22 protein-coding genes are annotated in these 20,083 nt (G+C 69.9%); 8 read left to right on the top strand and 14 right to left on the bottom strand.

Features of this window, described 5'->3' with window-relative positions; translation table 11 throughout:
* A partial coding sequence (locus U1T56_RS18765) for a hypothetical protein (protein WP_418161025.1) occupies positions 1 to 208 on the top strand: 208 nt, incomplete at its 5' end.
* A gap of 206 nt (positions 209 to 414) precedes the next feature.
* Here U1T56_RS18765 and U1T56_RS18760 read toward each other — a convergent pair.
* From U1T56_RS18760 to U1T56_RS18750, 3 genes are all read right to left on the bottom strand, one after another.
* Positions 415 to 612 (bottom strand): hypothetical protein, encoded by a 198-nt coding sequence (locus U1T56_RS18760; protein ID WP_418161024.1) that lies wholly within the window; start codon positions 610 to 612, stop codon positions 415 to 417.
* 198 nt (positions 613 to 810) lie between these two features.
* A complete protein-coding gene (locus U1T56_RS18755) occupies positions 811 to 1,302 on the bottom strand; it encodes an NfeD family protein (protein WP_418161023.1) in 492 nt (163 codons plus the stop codon).
* The gene (locus tag U1T56_RS18750; protein ID WP_418161027.1) at positions 1,299 to 2,234 is read right to left on the bottom strand and encodes an SPFH domain-containing protein; all 936 of its coding nucleotides are present in this window, start codon (positions 2,232 to 2,234) and stop codon (positions 1,299 to 1,301) included. Before U1T56_RS18750 ends, U1T56_RS18755 begins: the two co-directional genes overlap by 4 nt.
* 182 nt (positions 2,235 to 2,416) lie before the next feature.
* Between U1T56_RS18750 and U1T56_RS18745 the strand changes: the two genes are divergently transcribed.
* Together U1T56_RS18745 and U1T56_RS18740 are read left to right on the top strand one after the other, a co-directional pair.
* Complete coding sequence (locus tag U1T56_RS18745) at positions 2,417 to 2,995, top strand: YqaA family protein (RefSeq protein WP_418161022.1); 579 nt, start codon at positions 2,417 to 2,419, stop codon at positions 2,993 to 2,995.
* Between the two features lie 19 nt (positions 2,996 to 3,014).
* The gene (locus U1T56_RS18740) at positions 3,015 to 3,527 is read left to right on the top strand and encodes a disulfide bond formation protein B (protein ID WP_418161021.1); all 513 of its coding nucleotides are present in this window, start codon (positions 3,015 to 3,017) and stop codon (positions 3,525 to 3,527) included.
* Here the strand turns inward: U1T56_RS18740 and U1T56_RS18735 are convergent.
* From U1T56_RS18735 to U1T56_RS18700, 8 genes are all read right to left on the bottom strand, one after another.
* Positions 3,489 to 4,310: a universal stress protein gene (locus U1T56_RS18735; RefSeq protein ID WP_418161020.1), complete on the bottom strand. Its 822-nt coding sequence runs from the start codon at positions 4,308 to 4,310 to the stop codon at positions 3,489 to 3,491. The two genes, U1T56_RS18740 and U1T56_RS18735, sit on opposite strands and share 39 nt — an antisense overlap.
* Before the next feature lie 67 nt (positions 4,311 to 4,377).
* Positions 4,378 to 5,004, bottom strand: a complete 627-nt coding sequence (locus tag U1T56_RS18730; RefSeq protein ID WP_418161019.1) for a CDP-alcohol phosphatidyltransferase family protein — start codon at positions 5,002 to 5,004, stop codon at positions 4,378 to 4,380.
* Positions 5,005 to 5,035: 31 nt separating this feature from the next.
* The gene (gene pssA, locus U1T56_RS18725) at positions 5,036 to 5,911 is read right to left on the bottom strand and encodes a CDP-diacylglycerol--serine O-phosphatidyltransferase (RefSeq protein ID WP_418161018.1); all 876 of its coding nucleotides are present in this window, start codon (positions 5,909 to 5,911) and stop codon (positions 5,036 to 5,038) included.
* A complete protein-coding gene (locus U1T56_RS18720; protein ID WP_418161017.1) occupies positions 5,911 to 6,612 on the bottom strand; it encodes a phosphatidylserine decarboxylase in 702 nt (233 codons plus the stop codon). Before U1T56_RS18720 ends, pssA begins: the two co-directional genes overlap by 1 nt.
* A gap of 67 nt (positions 6,613 to 6,679) precedes the next feature.
* Positions 6,680 to 7,390 carry an FkbM family methyltransferase gene (locus tag U1T56_RS18715; protein ID WP_418161016.1) on the bottom strand — a complete coding sequence of 237 codons (711 nt, stop codon included), beginning with the start codon at positions 7,388 to 7,390 and terminating at the stop codon, positions 6,680 to 6,682.
* Positions 7,387 to 8,592, bottom strand: a complete 1,206-nt coding sequence (locus tag U1T56_RS18710) for an adenylate/guanylate cyclase domain-containing protein (RefSeq protein WP_418161015.1) — start codon at positions 8,590 to 8,592, stop codon at positions 7,387 to 7,389. The genes U1T56_RS18715 and U1T56_RS18710 overlap by 4 nt, the downstream gene beginning before the upstream one ends.
* 9 nt (positions 8,593 to 8,601) lie before the next feature.
* Entirely contained in the window at positions 8,602 to 9,075 is a 474-nt protein-coding gene (locus U1T56_RS18705; RefSeq protein ID WP_418161014.1) for a cyclic nucleotide-binding domain-containing protein, read from the bottom strand.
* Positions 9,076 to 9,095: 20 nt separating this feature from the next.
* A complete protein-coding gene (locus tag U1T56_RS18700) occupies positions 9,096 to 11,732 on the bottom strand; it encodes an ABC transporter transmembrane domain-containing protein (protein WP_418161013.1) in 2,637 nt (878 codons plus the stop codon).
* A gap of 148 nt (positions 11,733 to 11,880) precedes the next feature.
* Between U1T56_RS18700 and U1T56_RS18695 the strand changes: the two genes are divergently transcribed.
* From U1T56_RS18695 to U1T56_RS18680, 4 genes are all read left to right on the top strand, one after another.
* Entirely contained in the window at positions 11,881 to 13,851 is a 1,971-nt protein-coding gene (locus U1T56_RS18695; RefSeq protein ID WP_418161012.1) for a propionyl-CoA synthetase, read from the top strand.
* A gap of 140 nt (positions 13,852 to 13,991) precedes the next feature.
* Entirely contained in the window at positions 13,992 to 14,513 is a 522-nt protein-coding gene (locus U1T56_RS18690; RefSeq protein WP_418161011.1) for a GNAT family N-acetyltransferase, read from the top strand.
* A gap of 107 nt (positions 14,514 to 14,620) precedes the next feature.
* The gene (gene otnI / locus U1T56_RS18685; RefSeq protein WP_418161010.1) at positions 14,621 to 15,406 is read left to right on the top strand and encodes a 2-oxo-tetronate isomerase; all 786 of its coding nucleotides are present in this window, start codon (positions 14,621 to 14,623) and stop codon (positions 15,404 to 15,406) included.
* Positions 15,407 to 15,426: 20 nt separating this feature from the next.
* On the top strand, positions 15,427 to 16,437 hold the full coding sequence (locus U1T56_RS18680) for a DUF3500 domain-containing protein (RefSeq protein ID WP_418161009.1): 1,011 nt from the start codon (positions 15,427 to 15,429) through the stop codon (positions 16,435 to 16,437).
* Between the two features lie 9 nt (positions 16,438 to 16,446).
* On the opposite strand, the gene otnK is transcribed toward U1T56_RS18680, so the two are convergent.
* From otnK to U1T56_RS18665, 3 genes are all read right to left on the bottom strand, one after another.
* Positions 16,447 to 17,715 (bottom strand): 3-oxo-tetronate kinase, encoded by a 1,269-nt coding sequence (otnK, locus tag U1T56_RS18675; RefSeq protein ID WP_418161008.1) that lies wholly within the window; start codon positions 17,713 to 17,715, stop codon positions 16,447 to 16,449.
* A 12-nt stretch (positions 17,716 to 17,727) separates the two neighbouring features.
* Positions 17,728 to 18,627 carry a dihydrodipicolinate synthase family protein gene (locus U1T56_RS18670; protein WP_418161007.1) on the bottom strand — a complete coding sequence of 300 codons (900 nt, stop codon included), beginning with the start codon at positions 18,625 to 18,627 and terminating at the stop codon, positions 17,728 to 17,730.
* Positions 18,628 to 18,741: 114 nt separating this feature from the next.
* On the bottom strand, positions 18,742 to 18,918 hold the full coding sequence (locus U1T56_RS18665; RefSeq protein WP_418161006.1) for a PH domain-containing protein: 177 nt from the start codon (positions 18,916 to 18,918) through the stop codon (positions 18,742 to 18,744).
* A gap of 331 nt (positions 18,919 to 19,249) precedes the next feature.
* Between U1T56_RS18665 and U1T56_RS18660 the strand changes: the two genes are divergently transcribed.
* A complete protein-coding gene (locus tag U1T56_RS18660) occupies positions 19,250 to 20,062 on the top strand; it encodes an oxygen-binding di-iron domain-containing protein (RefSeq protein WP_418161005.1) in 813 nt (270 codons plus the stop codon).
* Positions 20,063 to 20,083 lie beyond the last annotated feature (21 nt).

The raw sequence follows: 20,083 nt of genomic DNA, 5'->3' as shown, positions 1-20,083 counted from the left end.
CCGCCGGGCGCCGCGTCTGGCGGAGGAGCTGGACCTGGCGGAGGCGATCTGTGCGCTGAAGTGGCCGAAATGGCCCGCGTATCGCGGCGGGATCGACCTGTGGCAGCTGCGGCAGGCGCTGGCGGGGATCGCGATCGATGCCAAAACCCTGAACTGGCTCGGCAGCCGCGAGCTCGAAAAGGCGTGCAAGGCCGCGCAAGGGCCCTGAACCGGTGCCGCAGCGTGCGAGGGGCTTCCACCCCGGTCTTCTTCACCTGCCGCCGGCTCCCGCCTCGCGCCGGCGACGCCACGTTCGGCGATGCCGGCTCGCCGCTCCCGATCCGGGCGGGCGACCGCTCCGGCTCTCTCGGGGTGGCTCGTCTTCGTCTCGGGTCCGATGGGCCTCGGAAGCGTGTGCGGTTCGGGTCGGAACGATCAGTCGAGCGGGCCGCGCCGGCGGCCGAGGGCCGCCAGGATCAGGCGCGTGGCCTCGTACTCGCGGCAGACCTGGAGATGCTTGCCGGCGATGTCGGCCGGCTGGCGAGGCCGTGGCAGCGATTGGCCCTCGACGGGGCCGCGCCCGCGCTCGAGCCGGGCCGTCACCATCGCATGGGAACTCTCGAGCCGGTACATGGGTCTACCTCGTCCGAAGCCGCCTATGGCGGCTGCTCTTTCCTCATCGCAGGATGCATCGTGCCGCCTTACGGCGCTGTGACTTGAGCCACAGAATGGTTGGCCGTCGCACAAGTTCCATGCGCCAGGATCGAGCCGGTCGGATTTGCCCGACTGTTGCAGTGCGGCATCGAGCATGGGCTCGCTCCTCCCCTCGTTCTAGGCTCGGGCCGACGGCCGGTCGGTGGTCGCGGCGGCCGGCCCGTCCGGGTGCACCTCCCCGGCCGGCACCACGTGCAGCACGGGCCCGTCGGCACCGACGATCCTGACCCGCGTTCCGGCCGGGAGCGGCGGACCGTCGGCGAGCCAGGTGCCGTCGGCGACCCGGACCCGGCCGTGGCCGGGGCCGATGCCGGCCACGAGCACGGTCTCGCCGCCGACATGGCTCGCCCCGCGGCGGTTGAGCGCGGGATCGGCCGGGAGCACCGGCGAGCGGCGGCGCCACCAGCGCCAGCCGCCCAGAGCGCCGACGGCGCACAGGGCGAAGGCCAGGACCTGCGCCTGCCACGGCAGGGCCGGCACGAGCCAGAGCAGAAGGCCGGTGAGCCCGGCGCCGACCGCGAGCCAGAGGCAGGCGAAGCCCATGGTGAAGGCCTCGAGCAGCAGGAGGACACCCCCCAGGACCAGCCAGTGCCAGGGAGCCGGGGTCACGGCTTGCCGCCCCAGGGACCCGCGCCCGGCCGGCCGTCGCCGTCGGGCCGCCGGCCGAGCGCCTCGCGTGCGAGCTCGCCGATACCCGCGAGCGAGCTCAAGATCCCGGTCGCCTCGACCGGCAGGATCAGGGTCTTCTGGTTCGGGCTCGCGGCGAAGGCCGTGAGCGCTTCGAGGTAGCGTTGCGCCACGAAGTAGTTCGCCGCCTGCACGTTGCCTTCGGCCAGGGCCTTCGAGAGCATCGCCGCCGCGTTGGCCTCGGCCTGGGCCTGGCGCTCGCGCGCCTCGGCGGCGCGGAAGGCCGCCTCCTTGCGGCCTTCGGCTTCCAGGATCGCCGCCTGCTTCAGGCCGTCGGCCCGAAGGATGGCGGCCGCCTTCTCGCCTTCGGCCTGGAGCACGACGGCGCGCTTGTCGCGCTCGGCCTTCATCTGCCGCGCCATGGCATCGACCAGGTCCTGCGGCGGGGTGATGTCCTTGATCTCGATCCGGGTCACCTTGACACCCCAGGGCTGGGTCGCCTCGTCCACGACCTGGAGCAGGCGGCCGTTGATCTCGTCGCGCCTGGAGAGCAGCTCGTCGAGGTCCATCGAGCCCATGACGGTGCGGATGTTGGTCGTGGTGAGGTTCATGATCGCGTTGTCGAGCCCGCTCACCTCGTAGGCCGCCTTGGCGGCGTCGAGGACCTGGTAGAACACGATCCCATCGACCTTCACCATCGCGTTGTCGCGGGTGATCACCTCCTGCTGCGGCACATCCAGCACCTGCTCCATCATGTTCATCCGCGCCCCGATCCGGTCGACGAACGGGAGGATCAGGTTGAGCCCCGGTGCGAGCGTGCGGGTATAGCGGCCGAAGCGCTCGACCGTCCATTCGCTGCCCTGCGGCACCGAGCGCACGCCCATGAAGACGAGCACGAGCGCCAGGAGGAGCATCACGATCACCAGCGCCGATGCGCCGCCGAGGAGACCTGCCAACCCGCTATCCGTCACGTTGCCGCTCCCGTTACCGCAGCTTGACCGAATGTGGTTTAAGCCTGCTTAACCGCGCTCGGGCATGATCGGATCGCTGCCCGGACGATCGTCAGCCGGCCGATGTTAACTCGGAGTGCAATGCCGTGCTAAGACGGCTTTATGATTGGATGATGCTCCAGGCCTCGGGGCCTTACGCCGACCGCGCGCTCGCGGTCGTCGCCTTTCTCGAGAGCTCGATCTTCCCGATCCCGCCCGATGCCATGATCGTGCCCATGGTGCTGGCCCGACCGGATCGCGCCTGGCGGATCGCGCTCGTCGCCACGGTGGCCTCGGTCTTGGGCGGGCTCGCCGGCTACGCGATCGGCTTCTTCCTGTTCGAGACCTTGGGCGAGTGGATCATCCGCTTCTACGGCCTCGGCGAGAAGTTCGCGGCCTTCCAGGCGACCTGGAACGAGTGGGGAGTCTGGATCATTCTGATCAAGGGGCTCACCCCCATTCCCTACAAGCTCGTGACCATCGCGAGCGGGCTCGCCGGCTTCGACCTGCCGGTCTTCATCCTGGCCTCGATCGTGACCAGAGGGGCGCGCTTCTTCCTGGTCGCTGCCCTGCTCCGGGCCTTCGGCGCGCCCATCAAGAGCTTCGTCGAGGAGCGGCTGACGCTCGTGACGACCGGTTTCGCCGCGCTGATCGTCCTCGGCTTCGTCGTGCTGCGCTACGTCTAGGGGATCCGCGATGCCACCCATGCCCGGAACAGCCCGGCAGCCGGCCGCCCGCTGGCTCCTCGCCCTGGCGGCGACTTCGGCCGCCGCCCTCGCGGCCGCCTTCCTGCTGCAATATGCGGGCTACGAGCCCTGCCATCTGTGCTACTACGAGCGCATCCCTTACTTCGTCGTGATCGTCGTCGGCCTCGCCGGGCTCTGGCTCGGCTACCCGCGCACGGCGCTCGCGATCATCGCCCTGGCGTTCGCGGCCAATGCCGGGCTCGCCTTCTTCCATGTCGGCGTCGAGCAGGGCTGGTTCCAGCTCCCCGAATCCTGCATCGCCAGCGGGCAGGCGACGAGCATCGAGGAGCTCAGGGCCCAGCTCGCGGCCGCCCCCGCCCGCTGCGATCAGGTGCCGCTCACCGTGCTCGGGCTCTCGCTCGCGGGCTGGAACGGCGTGCTCTCGGCGGGCCTCCTCGTGCTGACGCTGTTCGGCCTGGTGCGGGCCGGCGCCTCAGCAGCTGAACAGCACCGGCAGGCCCGCGCGGCGTAGCACCTCGCGGGTAGCGCCCCCCAGCACGATCTCGCGCAGGCGCGAGTGGCCGTAAGCCCCCATCACCAGCAGATCGGCGCTCTCGACCGCCGCGGCTTCGAGCAGCATGGCGCCGGCGCTGCTCCCGGCCGGAAGCTGCCGCGCCTGCACCGGTGCCGCGTGGCGCTTGAGAAGAGCCGTGGCCGCATCGAGGCTCCGGGCGGCATCCTCGCCGCCCGCCACGAGCATCACCGCATCGGCCGTCACCAGGAACGGCAGCGCATCCTTGAGGGCGCGCGCCGCCTCGCGCGAGCCGTTCCAGGCGACGACCACGCGCCGGCCGATGGTCTCGGGGAGGCCCTGGCGCGGCAGCATCAGCACCGGCCCGCCGGCGCTCAGGATGACGTGGTCGATCGGCTGAGGGGCCAGCGCGTCGAGGCCGCTCACACTCTCCTGCGCCGCCAGCACGAGATCGGCGCCACGGGCGGCCTCGGCGATCACCGTGCCGGGATCGCCCTCCTCGTAGAGATCGCGCACGGCCATGCGCGCCGGGTCGCACAGGCGCCGGAACGTGGCCTCGACCCGCTCGCGGATCAGGCGGTTGGCCTCACGCTGCGCCTCGAAGATCTCGGGGCCGACATAAGCCGCACCCTCGCCGTAGCCGACCGGCACGAACGGCGGCAGCGAGACGTGGATGCCGACGAGCTCGGCGTCGAAGCGTTCGGCGAGGCGACGCCCGCACAGAATGCGCGCCTCGTTCTGCACGTCGTCGACCAGCTCGAGCAGGATCGTGCGGTAGGCCATGCCGTCCTCCGGCGTCCGGGATACTGGGGCAGCTCCGTTCGCCTTATGGCGAACACCCCGTCGCGGTTCAAGCGGCCGCATCGCCGGCATCGCGCAGCAGTTGCCGGCCGGCCAGGATGCGTCCGAGCGTGGTCAGCCAGCACAAGCCCCCGAACAGGCAGGCCAGGAGCGGGAACCAGCCCGGCAGCAGGCAGGCGAGCACGAAGAACAGGATCGTCTCGCTGCCCTCGGTGAGGCCGCCCAGATAGTAGAGCGACTTCCGGCCGCGCCGCTCGGTCGCGAGCCGCCGCTTCGCCGCCATGATCGCGAACGCGAGAAAGGACGAGCCCGTGCCCATGAAGGCGAACAGGAGGAAGGCGGCGGCAAGGCCGTTCTCCGCGGGCTCGGCTACCGCAAAGGCGAAGACCAGGCCGGCATAGGTGATGAAGTCGAGGACGATGTCGAGAAAGCCGCCGAGATCGGTGAGCCGGCTGTGGCGCGCCACCGCACCGTCGAGCCCGTCGGCGAGACGGTTCAGGAGAAGAAGGACGAGCCCCGTTCCATAGGCGCCGCCGGCGATCGCGAGCATGGCGAGGAGGCCGAGGCCGAAGCCCGTGACGGTGATGGCATCGGCCGAAACGCCGCGCGCAGCCAGCGCACGGCCGATCCGATCGAGCGGCGGGTCGATCAGCGGACGGAGGGCGGCGTCGAGCAAGGGCGGCCGCCTCCGTCCGTTCCGGCCGGAATCAGTGCGGCCGCTGCTGCCGCGGCCCGATGGTCACGACGCGATCGGTGGTGCTCTGCGAGCGATCGGCCGCAGGCTGCGGCGCGCTCTCGCCGGCCTCCGCCGCCGCGGGCGCCTGCTCGCGCTGGCGCATCCGCCGCGCCGACATGACGGCGAAGGGGATGCTCGCGAGATAGAGCACGCCGATCACGCACAAGGTGAGCCAGGTCTCGACCACGAGGCCGGCGATGACGACGAAGGCGATGAGCAGTGTGGGCAGCACCATGTGCGGCTCGATCCGTATGCGCTTGATCGAGAAGGTCGGCACCCGGCTCACCATCATCATGCCGACGAAGACGAGGAGAACGGCGCTCAGCGTCCAGGCACGCGGCCAGCCGTCGCCCACGACGAAGGAGAGCATGAGCGGCATGAGGGCGAGGCCGGCGCCGGCCGGTGCCGGAATGCCGGTGAAGAAGTAATAGGTCCAGCGCGGCCGGTCGGGCAGGTCGAGCTCGGTGTTGAAGCGGGCGAGACGCAGGGCGCAGCAGGTCGCGAACAGCATCGCGATCGCCCAGCCGATCCCGCGCACGTCGTGCAGCGTCCAGAGATAGACCAGCACGGCCGGCGCCACGCCGAAGCTCAGGAAATCGGCGAGGCTGTCGAGCTGGGCACCCAGCTTGCTCGTGAGGTTCAGCATCCGCGCCGAGCGGCCGTCGAGCCCGTCCAGCACGACGGCGGCACCGATCAGGGAGGCGGCGAGCTCGAAGCGGCCGTCGAGCGCGTAGCGGATCGAGCTCATCCCGGCGCACAAGCCCAGGATGGTGATCATGTTGGGCAGGAGGTGGAGCAGCGGCAGCGCCGTGATCCGAACCTGGCGGTGACGGGTCCGCAGCATCATCAGCTGGCACGTCCTTGGCGCTTCGGTTGGTTGCCGAAGAGATCGGCGAGCACGGTCTCGCCGGCAAGGGCCCGCTGGCCCACGAGCACGAGAGGCTCGACCCCTTCGGGCAGATAGACGTCGCAGCGGCTGCCGAAGCGGATCAGGCCCACGCGCTGGCCCGCCGCCAGGACGGCGCCCTCGCCGACGAAGGGGACGATGCGCCGGGCCACGAGCCCCGCGATCTGGACGAGGCCGATCTCGCGGCCGCTCGCCGTCCGGATCTTCCAGGACTGGCGCTCGTTCTCGTCGGAGGCCTTGTCGAACGAGGCGTTGAGGAACTTGCCGGGATGGTAGGCGCGGCGCACGACCGTGCCGATCACCGGCGTGCGGTTCACGTGGACGTCGAACACGTTCATGAAGATACCGATGCACGGCAGCGGCCGGTCGCCCAGCTCGAGCTCGGGCGGCGGCACGCGCTCGGCCGTGGTGACGACGACACCGTCGGCCGGGCTCACGACCAGCGCCGGATCGTCGGGCGTCACGCGCACGGGATCGCGGAAGAAATAGGCACACCAAAGGGTGGCGAGAAGGCCGAGCCAGAACAGGGGCGCCCACAGGAGGCCCAGCAGGATCGCCGCCACGAGGAAGGCCGCGATGAACGGCCAGCCGGCGCGGTGGATCGGGGGGAGAACCGAGCTCAAGGTTCCAGGCGCTGACATCGTCGAGAGGTCCCAAGGTGGGTGGAGCGGCCGGCGCAAGCCGCCGGCCGGCGACGGCAGCGCCGTCTCAGTCGCGGTAGAACACGGCATCGAGCTGGACCTGCCGGCCCAGCGCCCGCGCGAAATAGCCCGGGAACAAGAGATAGGGCTTGAAGCCGCGCTGCGCGAGGTCCGTCACGAGCTCGAGCCAGGGCCGTTCGCCCTCGTAGAGCGGGAAGAGCGCCAGCTCAAGCTCGAGCCCCTGCACCCGCTCCCACAAGCCCGCCATGCCGGCGAGCACCGCAGGCTCGGCCCCCTGCACGTCGATCTTGACGAACAGCCGCCGCCACGGGCGGGCCTCGATCGCGGCGAGCCGATCCAGACGGTACTGCGGCACGACGACACGCCGCAGCACCGCTGAGCTCGGCGAGATCGCCCGCAAGGTGTCGGACTGGCGCAAGGTGGAGCTCATGTCGCTCTCGGCCGAAACCTCGAGCACGGCCTCGCCTTCGGTATGGCCCAAAGCCAGCGGCGGCAGGACCTCCCAGAGCGGATCGAAGGCGGCCCGCCGCGCCAGCTCCCGGTTCACCTCGGGTACGGGCTCGATCGAGAGGATGGGTCCGCGCCAGCCGGCGGCGCGCAGGCGGGTGGCATACTGGCCGATATTGGCGCCGACATCGATCACGGCCTCGATTCCCTGGTGCTGCAAGGTGAAGACGCGCTGCGCGTCGAGGTCGCGGCGCTTGCGGCGCGGGATCAGATCGTAGCCGAGCGCTCGGGCGAGACGGCCGAGGATCATCGCTCCTCGGCCAGCCCGAACACGTCCATGGGCGCCTCCACCCCGCGCAGAGGGTATTGTCCGAGAGGGACCAGGAACTCCGCGCTGCAGCCGCAGAGATAGGCGAAGGGCGCCGAGAGCAGTACCTGGCGGCGCAGCTCCTTGCTCAGCGTCTGCAGGCGCGCGGCGACGTTGACGGCGGGCCCGATCACGGTGAAGTCGAGTCGGGTGGCCGTGCCGATATTGCCGTACATCACGTCGCCGACATGGAGCGCCAAGCCGAAGCCGAGCTCGAACTCGCCGCGCTGGCGCCGCCGCACGTTGAGCTCCGCCATGCCGCGTCTGGCCTCGATCGCGGCCTGGAGCGCGTTGAAGCAGGCTTCGGGCTCTTCGAGGCGGAAGATCGCGAGCATGCCGTCGCCCACGAACTTCAGGATCTCGCCGCCGTGCCGCTCCACAGGAGCCGCCATCACGTCGAAATACTCGTTGAGCCAGCCGATCACGTCGTCGCGCGGCCAGCGCTCGGCGATCCAGGTGAAGCCCCGAAGATCGCAGTTCCAGATCGCGGCCCGCACCGTGGCACCGCTGCCGCGGCGGATCTCGCCCGAGAGGATGCGCTCGCCGGCGTGCCGGCCGACATAGGTGTTGAGCAGGTTCTTCGTGATGCGCCGGTTGAGCCGGATCTCGACCGCCATGGCGAGCACGGGGAGGACGTCGTTGATCTCGACGAGATCGGCCGTGCTGAAGCCGCCGGGCTGCCGCGTCGCCCAGGTGGCGGCGTGCCGCTTGCCGTCGGTGAACTGCATCGGCAGCGCCACGTAGTCGGTCATGCCCTCCGCCCGGAGCTCGGCATAGATGCCGTACTCCTCGCCGTTCTCGGGCGGAGGCAGGTCGAGCCGCTGGCGGATGCCGTCGGCCCCCTCGTAGAGGGCCCGGATCGGGCTGTTCAGGAAGCGCGGATCGTCGAACATGGCGTGCCCGATCGTGGCCAGCTCGGCCTCCTTCATACCGGGCCGCCAGAGCAGACGCGCGCCCATGAACTGCGGGTGGAGCGTGCGAAGATGCATGGTGGCGCGGTCGAGCGGCAGGCCCTCGGCCCGAAGCCGCTCGCAGAACTCCGCGTACAGATTGTCGACGAAGGGCTGGCCGGCCGTCTCGCGCACGAGCCAGTCGAGGGCGGCGCTCAGCCGCGTGGGCCAGCGGCCGGTGTGGAGGCGGGTCATCGTCCTGTCCTAGTGCTCGGCCGCTTCCAGCTCGCGCAGGCGTGCCGACACCTCGGTGAGCCGGGTCGTGGTCTGGAGCAGGCGGGAGGCGAGCTCGTGCATCACCTCGATCGCCACCTGCGGAAACTGGGTCACGAGATTGAAGAAACCGTCCTTGGAGACGCGCAAGGCCACGAGCCGGGTGGTGGCGACGACGGTCGCGGTGCGCGGCACGTCGCACAGGATAGCGATCTCGCCCACGATGTCGTGCCGGCCGAGATGGGCCACCTTCATGGGCCCACGCTCCGTCTGCACGAGGACGTCGGCCTCGCCCTCGAGGACGATGTAGGCCGCATCGCCCGGCTCGCCCTGACGGCAGAGCGCGTCGCCGGGCATGAACTCGAGATGCTCGCTCGTGAAGGCGAGCAGCTTCAGCTTCGCCGGCTCGATCTTGGCGAAGATCGGAACCTTACGCAGCACGTCCACGTCTTGCTGAAGGGTCATGCGCGGCGTCGTCTCCCGGGCTATGAGGCCGCCACGAGCTTAGCGGCCGGGGCGGGCTTCCCGCCAGAGGGACCGAAGCGGACCACCCGCCCGCCTTCGAGCTCGATCACCTGCTCGAAGGCCTCGGCCCACTCCGGGTGCTGCAGGGCCCAGATCACCGTGCGCCCGGCGCACTCGGCGAGAACGCGGCCGCGGATCTCTGCCTGCTCGTTGAGGTCGAGCGGACCCAGGGGATCGTGGAGGATCAGGATGTCCGGCCGCTTCAGGAGCGCTCGGGCGAGGCCCAGCTTCTGGCGTTGCGGCAGGGAGAGGCGGCCGCCGCCGATGCCGCAGGGCGAGCCCAGGCCCACCGTCATGATTCCGCCGCGCAGGCCCAGCTGATCGACGATCTCGGTGATGAGCCGGGCGATCTTCTGCGGTGCCTGCGCCTGGCCGTAGGCGATCTTGCCGAAGATCACGTTCTCCTGGATCGTGATCGCCTCGTTGTAGCGCTCGGGATCGAAGAACGCGATGGAAGCGGCGTGCTGCGGCGGCAGATGCTCGCGGAAGTAGCGTCGTGCTTCCAGCACCTTCGCCATGAGCTCCGGCGTGAACAGGCCGAGGCGGTGTCGGGCGGGGATCAGGCGGAAGGTCGGGGCGAGAAGGAGGCGCTGGTCCTCCCGTGACAGACGATCGAGCCGGCTCCCGTCCACCCGGGTCAGAAGCGCTCTGTAGGTCGGCAGGTCCTCGGGAGCGATGAAGCTGAACTGGCGGAAATATTCGTGGTCCGGCGGCAGGTCGGCGAACAGCTCGATCATGGTCTGGGCGAGCCGCACACCGACCTGGAGCAGATCGTCCAAAAGGCCGGTCCGCTCCAGGGTCTCGCGCACGTAGCGCTGGTCGGCGATGTCGTCGGGATCGAACACCTGGCCCACGGGCGAGCCGAACAGCAGGTTCTCGGCGAGGCTCGCGTTGCTGTTGTAGCGCTCCGGGTCGAACAGCTCGACCAGCCGCGAGAGCTGCTCGCTGCCGGCGAGGCGCTGCTGCATCGCCCGGCGTGCCTCGAGCAGCCCCCGCTTCAACTCCTCGTGGGCGCCCGGCGGAATGGCGCTGCGCAGGCCGAGGCCGTAGACGTCGCCGTCGAGCCGTACCAGTTCCAGGATGCGGACGAGGTTCCCGATCCGCTCCTCCGGCCCGGCGATACCGGCGGCGGCGTAATCGACCCAGTCGGCGAGCGGATCGTGCAGCGAGTTGCCGGACGCCTCGGCTTCGCGCCGCTCACGCTCCCAGCGCTCGAGTGCGTCCTCGGCACCGGCGCGGGGCCGCTGCGGACGGTATTTCAGGCCGTAGAGCAGGTTGTCCTCGATGGTGCCCGAGAAGATCGTGGTCGGGTTGCCGACATAGCCGATCCGCCGGCCCAGAACCGCTTCGGGCAGGGTGTGGAGCTCCATCCCGCCGACCGTGATCCGGCCGGCGGTCGGCTCGACCAGACCGGCCAGGAGCAGCGTCACCTCCTCCTTGCCGCTGCCGGCCGGCCCCAAGAGCGCGATGTGGCTCGGAAGCTGGCAGACGAAGGACACGTTCTCGAGCAGGATCTCGCCCGTCTCGTCGTGGAGCGTGACGCCGCTCGCGCGCAGCTCGCCCGTGAGCGAGGGGATCACCTCGGGCTCCTCCGTCTGCAGCCGCTCGTCCTTGAGGCCGGGCGGCATGAACTGGGTCACGACCTGCTCGTACTTGATCTTCACGTCATAAAGATTCTGGTAATAAGTCAGAAGCTCGCGCCAAGGGGCGGTGATGTCCTTCTGCGCGGCGACGACGGCCGTGAGCGCACCGATCGTCATCTCGCCCCTGAGCACGAAATAGCCGCCGATGGCGTAAAAAAAGAACGGCCCGAGCTGGGCAATGAAATTGTTCAGAAATTTTATCAGGAACTTCTTCTTGTAGATGTCGAAACGGATCCAGAACACGGCGCCGAGCTGCTCGCTGAAGCGCGCCCGCTCGTAGGCCGTGGCGCCGTTGGCGCGGATGTCGCGCGCGCCCGCCGCCACCTCGCTGATCTTCTCGGCGTTGCGCCGCACCTGACGCACGCGCTCCTTGCCGAGCAGGTTGACCTGACGCTGCAGCTTGGGGATGAGCCAGATCTGCAAGGGATAGAGGGCGACCGCGGCGAGGCCCAAGGTCCAGTCCTGGACGAACATGAAGACGAGGCTCGTCAGCAGCGTGCCGGCCTGAAGCCCGGGCGTGCTCACGGCCTCGCCGACGAAGCCGCCGAAGGCCTCGGTCTCGGCGTTGATCATCTGCACGAGCTCGCCCTGACTCACCCGGCGGTAGTGGGTGAGTGGGAAGCGCAGCATGTGGCTGAAGAGCTGGTAGCGCAGCCGGCGAAGCATGCGCTCGGCCACCACCCCGGCATAGACGTTGACGATGTACTTCAAAAGGCCGCTGATCAGCACCACGGCGAGGAACAGACCGCACAAGACCCATAAGAGGTCGAGCCGGCTCATGGTGTAGCCGAGATAGTGCGGTGCCGAGTCGGTGCCGAGCGCACGGTTCACGATCTGCTTCGGCAGCTCGTAGGAGAGATAGTTGAGCGGCAAGAGCAGCACGCTCAGCACCAGGATCAGGAGCTGCTGCCGCCAGCTGTACCTGGCGATGAAGCCGAAGATGGAGGTTTCCATCCGGGTGCCACCCTGCCGATCCTGGCCCGTGGTACGATCATGGAGAGCTTAGGCGATCCCGGTTCCTGCCGCAAACGCGCATGCTCAAGGGGCTTCGGCGCCGGCAGCTCCCGCGCGTTGCGCGCGCCGGTCATCTCGCCGCGTTGTGATGCGGAAGAGCCACTCCTATCGTGGCCCGAGCAAGCCTGCCGGGGGAGGTCGACGGACCATGGGCATCTATCGGACCATCTACGAGCGGAGCCTCGAGCAGCCCGAGGCGTTCTGGGCCGAAGCGGCGGCGGCGCTGCACTGGGACAAGCCCTGGGAGCGCGTGCTCGACGCCGAGAAGGCTCCGTTCCATCGCTGGTTCGCGGGCGGCCGGCTCAACACCTGCTACAACGCGGTCGACCGCCACGTCGCCGCCGGCCGGGGCGGCCAGCCCGCCGTCATCCACGACAGCCCGGTCACGAACAGCAGGCGCGTCGTCACCTTCGCCGAGCTCTTGGAACTCGTGAGCCGGTTCGCCGGCGCCCTCGTCCGTCTCGGCGTCGCGAAGGGCGATCGGGTGATCATCTACATGCCGATGGTGCCGGAAGCGGTCGTCGCCATGCTGGCCTGCGCCCGGATCGGCGCCATTCACTCCGTCGTGTTCGGCGGCTTCGCGAGCCACGAGCTCGCGACCCGGATCGACGATGCGAAGCCCGTGGTCATCGTCTCGGCGTCCTGTGGCATCGAGGGAGCGAAGGTACTGCCCTACAAGCCGCTTCTGGACCGCGCCATCGAGCAGGCGAGCCACAAGCCGAAGCACTGCATCGTCCTGCAGCGGCCGCCATGCGAGGCGACGCTGATCCGAGGCCGCGACGTGGACTGGGCCGAGGCCATGGCGGCGGCGCATCCCGTCGACTGCGTCCCGGTGGAGGCGACCGATCCGCTCTACATCCTCTACACCTCCGGCACGACCGGGCAGCCCAAGGGTGTGGTGCGCGACAACGGCGGCCACGCGACGGCGCTCCTGTGGAGCATGCGCAACATCTACGGCATGAAGCCCGGCGAGGTGTTCTGGGCGGCTTCCGACGTGGGCTGGGTCGTGGGCCACAGCTACATCTGCTACGGGCCGCTCCTCAACGGCAACACCACGGTGGTCTACGAGGGCAAGCCCGTCGGCACACCCGATCCCGGCGCCTTCTGGCGGGTGATCGCCGAGCATAAGGTTTCGGTGCTGTTCACCGCTCCGACCGCCTTTCGGGCGATCAAGAAGGAGGATCCGGAGGGCGCCTTCATCCGGAAGCACGACCTCTCCTCCCTGCGCACCCTGTTCCTCGCCGGCGAGCGCTGCGATCCCGACACGCTGCTCTGGGCCGAGGCGCAGCTCGGCGTGCCGGTAATCGACCACTGGTGGCAGACCGAGACCGGCTGGGCGATCGCCGCCAACCCGATCGGCATCGAGAAGCTGCCGATCCGGCCGGGCTCGCCGACCGTGCCCATGGTCGGCTACGACGTCCAGATCCTGGACGAGGCGGGCAAGGTCCTGCCCGCGGGCCGGATGGGGGCGATCTGCATCCGGCTGCCTCTGCCTCCGGGCTGCCTGCCCACGCTCTGGCAGGCCGACGCGCGCTACCAGCAGGCCTATCTCTCCCGCTATCCCGGCTGGTACCTGACCGGTGATGCCGGTTACAAGGACAGCGACGGCTATCTCTACATCATGAGTCGCATCGACGACGTCATCAACGTCGCCGGCCACCGGCTCTCGACCGGGGCGATCGAGGAGGTCCTGGCCTCGCATAAAGATGTAGCGGAGTGCGCCGTGATCGGTGTCGCCGACCAGCTCAAGGGCGAGCTGCCGCTCGGCCTCGTCGTGCTCAAGGCCGGCGTCGCGAGGGACCCGGCCGAGATCCGGCAGGAACTGATCGCGAAGGTCAGGAGCGAGATCGGGCCCGTGGCCGCCTTCAAGCTCGTCGCGATCGTGAGCCGTCTGCCCAAGACCCGCTCCGGCAAGATCCTGCGTGGCACCATGAAGAAGATCGCCGACAACAGCGAGTACAAGGTTCCCGCCACCATCGACGATCCCATGATCCTGAACGAGATCGCCGACGCCCTGAAGGAGCTGGGCTACGGCGGCGCCGGAGCGAACGCCGCCTGAGAAGGACCAGGAGGAGCGCCCCGCGGCCCCGGCCCGGGCGCTCTCTTTCCGTCCCCGGCGTCGGCGCGGTGTCGGCCTACCGTTGACCGGAAGCGGCACTTGATGTGATCTCCTGGGGGAATGCCCCTGGAGGCCGCGCCATGTCGTTCCTGGTACCGCAGCGCAACGATGCTCTCGTCATCAGGCGGGCCCACCCCGACGATGCGACCGCCATCGCCAGGGTGCACGTGCAGAGCTGGCGCGAGGCCTATGCCGGCATCATTCCGCAGGACCATCTCGACCGGCTGAGCCTTCCCGCCCACGAGCGGCAGTGGCGCGCCAGCCTCGCCGACGGCGGCTGGGCGTTCGTGGCGGAATGGGAGCAGAAGCTGGTCGGCTTCGGCAGCGGCGGCTTGTCGCGCAGCCGGCGCGACATCAGCGGCGAGCTCTACGTGCTCTACGTCCTGCGCGCCTGCCACCAGCGCGGCATCGGCCGCGCCCTGTTCGACGCCTGCCATTACGAGCTGGCCCGCCGCGGGCACCGCGGCATGATCGTGTGGGTCCTGGCCGACAACCCGGCGCGCGGCTTCTACGAGCGGCTGGGCGGCACGCTCGCCGGCGAGAGCATCGTTGCGGTCGGCGGCGAGCGGCTGCGCGAGGTCGCCTATGTCTGGCCCGACTGATCGCCGACCGCGGGCGTCGAGCCCGGCTTCGCGCCCGCACCCGGCGCGATTATTCTCCGGGAAGTCCGGCACCCTGCCGGACCGAGGAGACCGATGGGAGGCCGGACATGCCGCGCTTCGCGGCCAATCTCAGCATGATGTTCCAGGAGCATCCGTTCCTCGACCGGTTCGCGGCCGCGGCGGCCGCGGGCTTCGCCGGGGTCGAGTTCCTGTTCCCTTACGATCATCCGGCCGGAGCCATCGCCGAGCGGTTGCAGCGGCACGGGCTGACCCAGGCCCTGTTCAATCTGCCGCCCGGCGACTGGGCCGCGGGCGAGCGGGGCCTCGCGAGCCTGCCGGGGCGGGAGGAGGAGTTCCGCCGGAGCGTCGAGCGCGCGATCGGCTATGCGCGGGCGCTGGGCTGCCGGACCGTCCACTGCATGGCGGGCCTCCTGCCCGACGAGGGCGAGCGCGCCACGCGCGAGCGGCTCTATGTCGAGAACCTGCGCCATGCCGCCCGGGCCTGCGGGGAGGCCGGCCTCACGCTCCTGATCGAGCCGATCAACACGCGCGACATGCCGGGCTACCTGCTCAACTATCAAGGCCAGGCGCGCCGGCTGATCGAGGCGGTGGGAGCACCCAACCTGCGCCTCCAGCTCGATCTCTACCACTGCCAGATCATGGAAGGCGATCTCGCGCGGCACATCCGCGAATACCTGCCGATCACGGGCCACGTCCAGATCGCGGGCGTGCCGGAGCGGCACGAGCCCGACCGCGGCGAGGTCAACTACCGCTACCTGTTCGATCTCCTCGACGAGCTGGGCTATGCTGGCTGGGTCGGCTGCGAGTACCGGCCGCACGGCCGGACCGAGGACGGGCTCGGCTGGTTCGCGCCCTATCGGCGCCACGGATGAACGGGGTGGAGGAGCAGCGGATGGCGCAGCAGGAGATGGCGGCCGTTCCCGCGGTGCCGTGGGCGACGGCGGGCGCGCTCGGCGAGCGGATGGCGCGCGCCGCCGTGGCGCTGATCGAGGCGCTGGACGACGGGCAGCGTGCGCGGACGCTCCATCCGTTCACGTCGGCTGCGCGCCGCGACTGGCACTATGTCCCGCGCACCCGGCCCGGCCTACCCTTGCGCGCCATGCGCGCGCCGCAGAAGAAGCTGGTCTGGGCGCTGGTGGACGCGGCGCTCGGCGTCGAGGGCGCGGCGAAAGCGCGGGGCGTGCTGGCGCTGGAGGCGATCCTGCACGCGCGGACGAGCGACAAGGCCTACCGCGATCCCGAGAACTACGCCATCGCCCTCTTCGGCGAGCCGGGGCGAGGCCCTTGGGGCTGGCGCTTCGAGGGGCACCATCTTTCCTTGAACCTCACGCTCGTCCCGAATGTCGGCATCGCCGTGACGCCGCATTTCCTCGGCGCCAACCCGTTCTCCGGCGCGGTCGTGCCGGACCCGTCGCACGGCCGGCTGGTGCGGGTGCTCGAGCAGGAATCGGCGCTCGCCTTCGCGATTGTGAACGGCCTCGACGACGACGCCTTGCGCCGGGCGGTCATCGCCGTGGACAGCCCGGCCGACATCGTCGGCGGACCGGGGCGCGAGCTGCATCTGCGCGAGCCGCAGGGCCTGCCGCTGGATGTCATGCCGGCCGAGCAGCGCAACCGCGCGCTCGCCCTGCTCGAGACCTTTTTCGGCCACCTCGCGCCGGAGCTGGCCCGCCCCGTCATGGACCGGGTACGGGAGGCCGGGATCGACCGGCTCCGCTTCGCCTGGGCGGGCGCCACCGATCCTTCGGGCCTGCACTATTACCGCCTGCACGGGCCGACGCTGATCGTCGAGTACGACAAGACCGACCGCGACCATGCCCATTCGGTCTGGCACGACCCGACCAACCTGTTCGGCGAGGATCATCTGCGCCACCATCGTCGAACGGCGCACGCGGGGCACTGATCCCCGCCCTCACGGCATGACGCGAAAGGCCTTCGTGAAGAAGTCGCGGGCACCGAAATTGCCGGATTTCAGCGCCAGCGCCAGCGGCGGCTCGCGGCCGATCGAGACCGTGGCCGGCACGCCGGGGTCGATCACGGGTCCGATCACGAGCCCCTTCACGCCCAGAGCCTCGACCACCGCGCCGCTGGTCTCGCCGCCGGCGACGACGAGCCGCCGGACACCGGCCTCGACCAGGCCGCGGGCGATGGCGGCCATCGCCGTCTCGACCAGGGTTCCGGCCTGCTCGCGGCCGAGCCGGTCCTGGATCGCGCGGACCTGCTCGGGCGGTGCGCTGGCATAGATCAGGACCGGCCCCTCGCCCGTCCGTGCGCGCGCCCAGGCGACGGCCTCGGCCGGATCGAACCCGTCGGCGAGGCGCAGGGGATCGAGGCGAAGCGCCGGGCGCACCTCCTGGAAAGCCTCGATCTGGTCCAGGGTGGCCGCGGAGCAGGAGCCGGCGAGGACGGCTTCGGGACCCCGGATCGAAGGTAGCGCGTCGGCGGCCGCGGTCGCCCGCAGCAGCCCGGCGCGCCGGAAGTTCTCCGGCAGGCCCATGGCGATGCCGGAACCACCGGTGATCAGCGTGGCGTCGCTACAGGCGGCCCCGAGCCGGCGCAGATCCTCGTCCAGAATGGCATCGGTGATGGCATAGCCGCAGCCTTCCGCCCGCAAGTGCACGAAGCGCGCGCGGATCGCATCCGGCCCCTGCCGCACCACGTCGAACGGCACCAGGCCCACCTTGCGGCGGGTCTGGCGCTGCAGGACCCGGACGAGGTTGGCGTCCGTCATCGGCGTGAGCGGATGGTGCCGCATGTGGGTATCGGAGAGCAGCAGATCGCCGACGAACAGATGACCCTTGAAGATCGTCCGCCCCGTCTCGGGGAAGGCCGGGCAGGCGATGGTGAAATCGCACCCGAGCGCATCCATGAGCGCATCCGCCACCGGGCCGATATTGCCCTTTTCGGTGCTGTCGAAGGTCGAGCAGTACTTGAACAGGAACTGGCGCGCTCCCTGCCGGCCGAGCCAGTCGAGGGCGGCGAGCGAGCGCGCCACCGCCTCCTCGACCGGTGCGGTGCGGGACTTGAGGGCGATCACCACGGCATCGGTGTCGGGGAGAACGAGCCCGGCCTCGGGCACGCCGATGAGCTGGACCGCGCGCATGCCGTTGCGCACGAGCATGCTGCAGAGGTCGGTCGCCCCGGTGAAGTCGTCGGCGATGGCGCCGAGCAGGATGGGCATGGCACAGAAGCCTCAGCCCAGCGCCGGCCGGGTCTCGAGCGCCCGCCGCACGATCGCCTCGACCCTGGCCCGCTCCTCGCCGACGAGCGGCAGTCGGGGGGCACGCACCCATTCCGCACCCGTGCCGGTGATCCGGTTGGCGAGCTTGATGTACTGGACCAGTTTCTTGTGCACGTCGAGGTGCAGGAGCGGCATGAACCAGCGATAGAGCGCCCTCGCCTCCTCGATGCGGCCGTCCCGCGCCAGCTCGAACAGGCGCACGGCCTCCTTGGGGAAGCTGTTGACCAGCCCCGACACCCAGCCCACGGCACCGCAGACCACGTTCTCGAGGATCAGATCGTCCACCCCGCAGAACATCAGGAAGCGGTCGCCGAGCACGTTCCAGCTATCGGTCATGCGGCGGCTGTCGTGCGAGGATTCCTTGATCGCGACGATGTTGGTGCACGCGGCGAGCGCCTTGAAGCCCTCGGGCTTGAGGTCCGCCTTGTAGGCCACGGGGTTGTTGTAGATCATGATCGGCAGGCCGGTGGCGGCGGCGAGCGTGCGGAAATGGTGCACGAGCTCGCGCTCGTCCTGCTCGTAGACCATGCAGGGCAGCGCCATCAGCCCGGCGCAGCCGGCGCGCTCGGCCCGGCGGGCATGGGCGATGCCGAGTTCGGTCGTGTACTCGGCGACACCCGAGATCACCGGCACGCGCCCGGCCACCGCCTCGACCGCGGCGCGCAGCACCTGCTCCTTCTCCTCGGGAGCGAGCGAGGTGTTCTCGCCGAGCGTCCCCAGCATGATCAGGCCGCTGCAGCCGGCGTCGAGACAGAGCTCGACGTGACGCTGCGTGCCCTCGAGATCGAGAGCGCCCGTTTCCGTGAACTCGGTCATCAGCGCCGGGAACACGCCCTGCCAGCTCACCTGCATGATCTCGCCTCCCTCTCCGGCTCGCACGAGGCGGCACGTTCGCGTGCCGCCGGCGGAGAGTTGCAGGATTGCCGGGCCTGTCAACAGATCGGGCGCCGCCTTCTGCCCCGATGCTCAGTCGCCGGCCCGATCCTGCATCACGGGGCGAAAGCCGTTGGCCGCGAGCCAGCGCTCGAGGTGGTGCTCGCTCTCGGCCTGGACCCGGTAGGACCCGGTCCGACCCTGGGTCGGGGACAAACGGAAGAACAGCTCGCCCCGATCGTTCCGGTAGATGGAAAGCTCGGTCACCATCGCCGCGACATCCCTATCGCCGCGCTCCGTCACGGAGCCTGCGATCTACCTTGGATGACGATCGCCCGACCCTGGCTGCCGAGGCCGCGAGCCGAATATCGGGATACGCAGCCCGCGGCGTACTCCGGTCCGGGTTCTTGCCGATCCGCTCTCCGGACAGCGGCCGAACATTTCCAGAGCGCCAAGGGCTTGCCAGAGCCCGAGCCGAGCGAATGTTGCCGCGAGGCAGAGACGCCCATGAAGGAGCTGGCGTTCTTCTCGTAGCGGGCCACGATGATGTTCTGTCAAATATGAAGGCCGACGCTGTCAGCACCGCAGCAGGGAGGAGTTCATGGACACCCGGATCGCCGAGATCGCCGATGGCATCTACCGGCTCTCGACCTTCGTGCCGGAGATCGCCCCGCCCGCGGGGTTCACCTTCAACCAGTTCCTCGTGCTCGGGGACGAACCGCTGCTGTTCCACACCGGGCTGCGGCGCATGTTCCCGCTGGTGCGGGATGCCGTGGCCCGGATCCTTCCGCCGGAGCGGCTGCGCTGGATCGCCTTCGGCCACTACGAGGCCGACGAGTGCGGCGCCATGAACGAGTGGCTCGCGGTGGCGCCGCAGACGCAGGTGGCGCACGGACAGACCGCCTGCCTCGTCTCGCTCAACGATATAGCCGATCGCGCGCCGCGGATCCTCGCCGACGGCGAGGTGATCGAGCTCGGGGGCGGCCGACGCGTGCGCTATCTCGACACGCCGCACGTTCCGCACGGCTGGGACGCGGGGTTGATGCTGGAGGAAGGCAGCGGCACGCTTCTCTGCGGCGACCTGTTCACCCAGCTCGGCGACGGCCCCGCCCTGACGGAGGGCGACGTGGTCGGGCCGGCGATCGCCGCCGAGGAGCTGTTCCGCTATTCCAGCCTGAGCCCCGGCATGGGGGCCACGATCCGCCGCCTCGCCGGGCTCTCGCCCCGCACGCTCGCCTTGATGCACGGCCCGTCCTTCGCCGGCGACGGAGCGACGGCGCTGGCGGCGCTGGCCGACGACTACGACCGCCGCATCCGGGCGGCGCTCGCCCGAGGTCCGGCACCGTTACAGCCTTCCGGGGCGGCAGACGGGCATGGCTTGCAGGTCCCGAGCAGGGCCGAGGATACGATCTGAAAGCGATCGGTCTTTCACGCC

This window comes from Benzoatithermus flavus (genome assembly GCF_037908215.1).
GTDB classification, from domain to species: domain Bacteria; phylum Pseudomonadota; class Alphaproteobacteria; order Geminicoccales; family Geminicoccaceae; genus Benzoatithermus; species Benzoatithermus flavus.
Note: the sequence above shows the minus strand (reverse complement) of the source record. Positions and strands in the feature narration are given on the sequence as shown.

Excerpts from the sequence above, each read along its gene's own strand:
- U1T56_RS18760 (WP_418161024.1), bottom strand. The coding sequence starts at position 612 with ATGTACCGGCTCGAGAGTTCCCATGCGATGGTGACGGCCCGGCTCGAG.
- U1T56_RS18750 (WP_418161027.1), bottom strand. The coding sequence starts at position 2,234 with ATGCTCCTCCTGGCGCTCGTGCTCGTCTTCATGGGCGTGCGCTCGGTG.
- U1T56_RS18740 (WP_418161021.1), top strand. The coding sequence starts at position 3,015 with ATGCCCGGAACAGCCCGGCAGCCGGCCGCCCGCTGGCTCCTCGCCCTG.
- U1T56_RS18735 (WP_418161020.1), bottom strand. The coding sequence starts at position 4,310 with ATGGCCTACCGCACGATCCTGCTCGAGCTGGTCGACGACGTGCAGAAC.
- pssA (WP_418161018.1), bottom strand. The coding sequence starts at position 5,911 with ATGATGCTGCGGACCCGTCACCGCCAGGTTCGGATCACGGCGCTGCCG.
- U1T56_RS18720 (WP_418161017.1), bottom strand. The coding sequence starts at position 6,612 with ATGTCAGCGCCTGGAACCTTGAGCTCGGTTCTCCCCCCGATCCACCGC.
- U1T56_RS18715 (WP_418161016.1), bottom strand. The coding sequence starts at position 7,390 with ATGATCCTCGGCCGTCTCGCCCGAGCGCTCGGCTACGATCTGATCCCG.
- U1T56_RS18710 (WP_418161015.1), bottom strand. The coding sequence starts at position 8,592 with ATGACCCGCCTCCACACCGGCCGCTGGCCCACGCGGCTGAGCGCCGCC.
- U1T56_RS18705 (WP_418161014.1), bottom strand. The coding sequence starts at position 9,075 with ATGACCCTTCAGCAAGACGTGGACGTGCTGCGTAAGGTTCCGATCTTC.
- U1T56_RS18700 (WP_418161013.1), bottom strand. The coding sequence starts at position 11,732 with ATGGAAACCTCCATCTTCGGCTTCATCGCCAGGTACAGCTGGCGGCAG.
- U1T56_RS18695 (WP_418161012.1), top strand. The coding sequence starts at position 11,881 with ATGCGGAAGAGCCACTCCTATCGTGGCCCGAGCAAGCCTGCCGGGGGA.
- U1T56_RS18690 (WP_418161011.1), top strand. The coding sequence starts at position 13,992 with ATGTCGTTCCTGGTACCGCAGCGCAACGATGCTCTCGTCATCAGGCGG.
- otnI (WP_418161010.1), top strand. The coding sequence starts at position 14,621 with ATGCCGCGCTTCGCGGCCAATCTCAGCATGATGTTCCAGGAGCATCCG.
- U1T56_RS18680 (WP_418161009.1), top strand. The coding sequence starts at position 15,427 with ATGGCGCAGCAGGAGATGGCGGCCGTTCCCGCGGTGCCGTGGGCGACG.
- otnK (WP_418161008.1), bottom strand. The coding sequence starts at position 17,715 with ATGCCCATCCTGCTCGGCGCCATCGCCGACGACTTCACCGGGGCGACC.
- U1T56_RS18670 (WP_418161007.1), bottom strand. The coding sequence starts at position 18,627 with ATGCAGGTGAGCTGGCAGGGCGTGTTCCCGGCGCTGATGACCGAGTTC.
- U1T56_RS18665 (WP_418161006.1), bottom strand. The coding sequence starts at position 18,918 with ATGGTGACCGAGCTTTCCATCTACCGGAACGATCGGGGCGAGCTGTTC.
- U1T56_RS18660 (WP_418161005.1), top strand. The coding sequence starts at position 19,250 with ATGGACACCCGGATCGCCGAGATCGCCGATGGCATCTACCGGCTCTCG.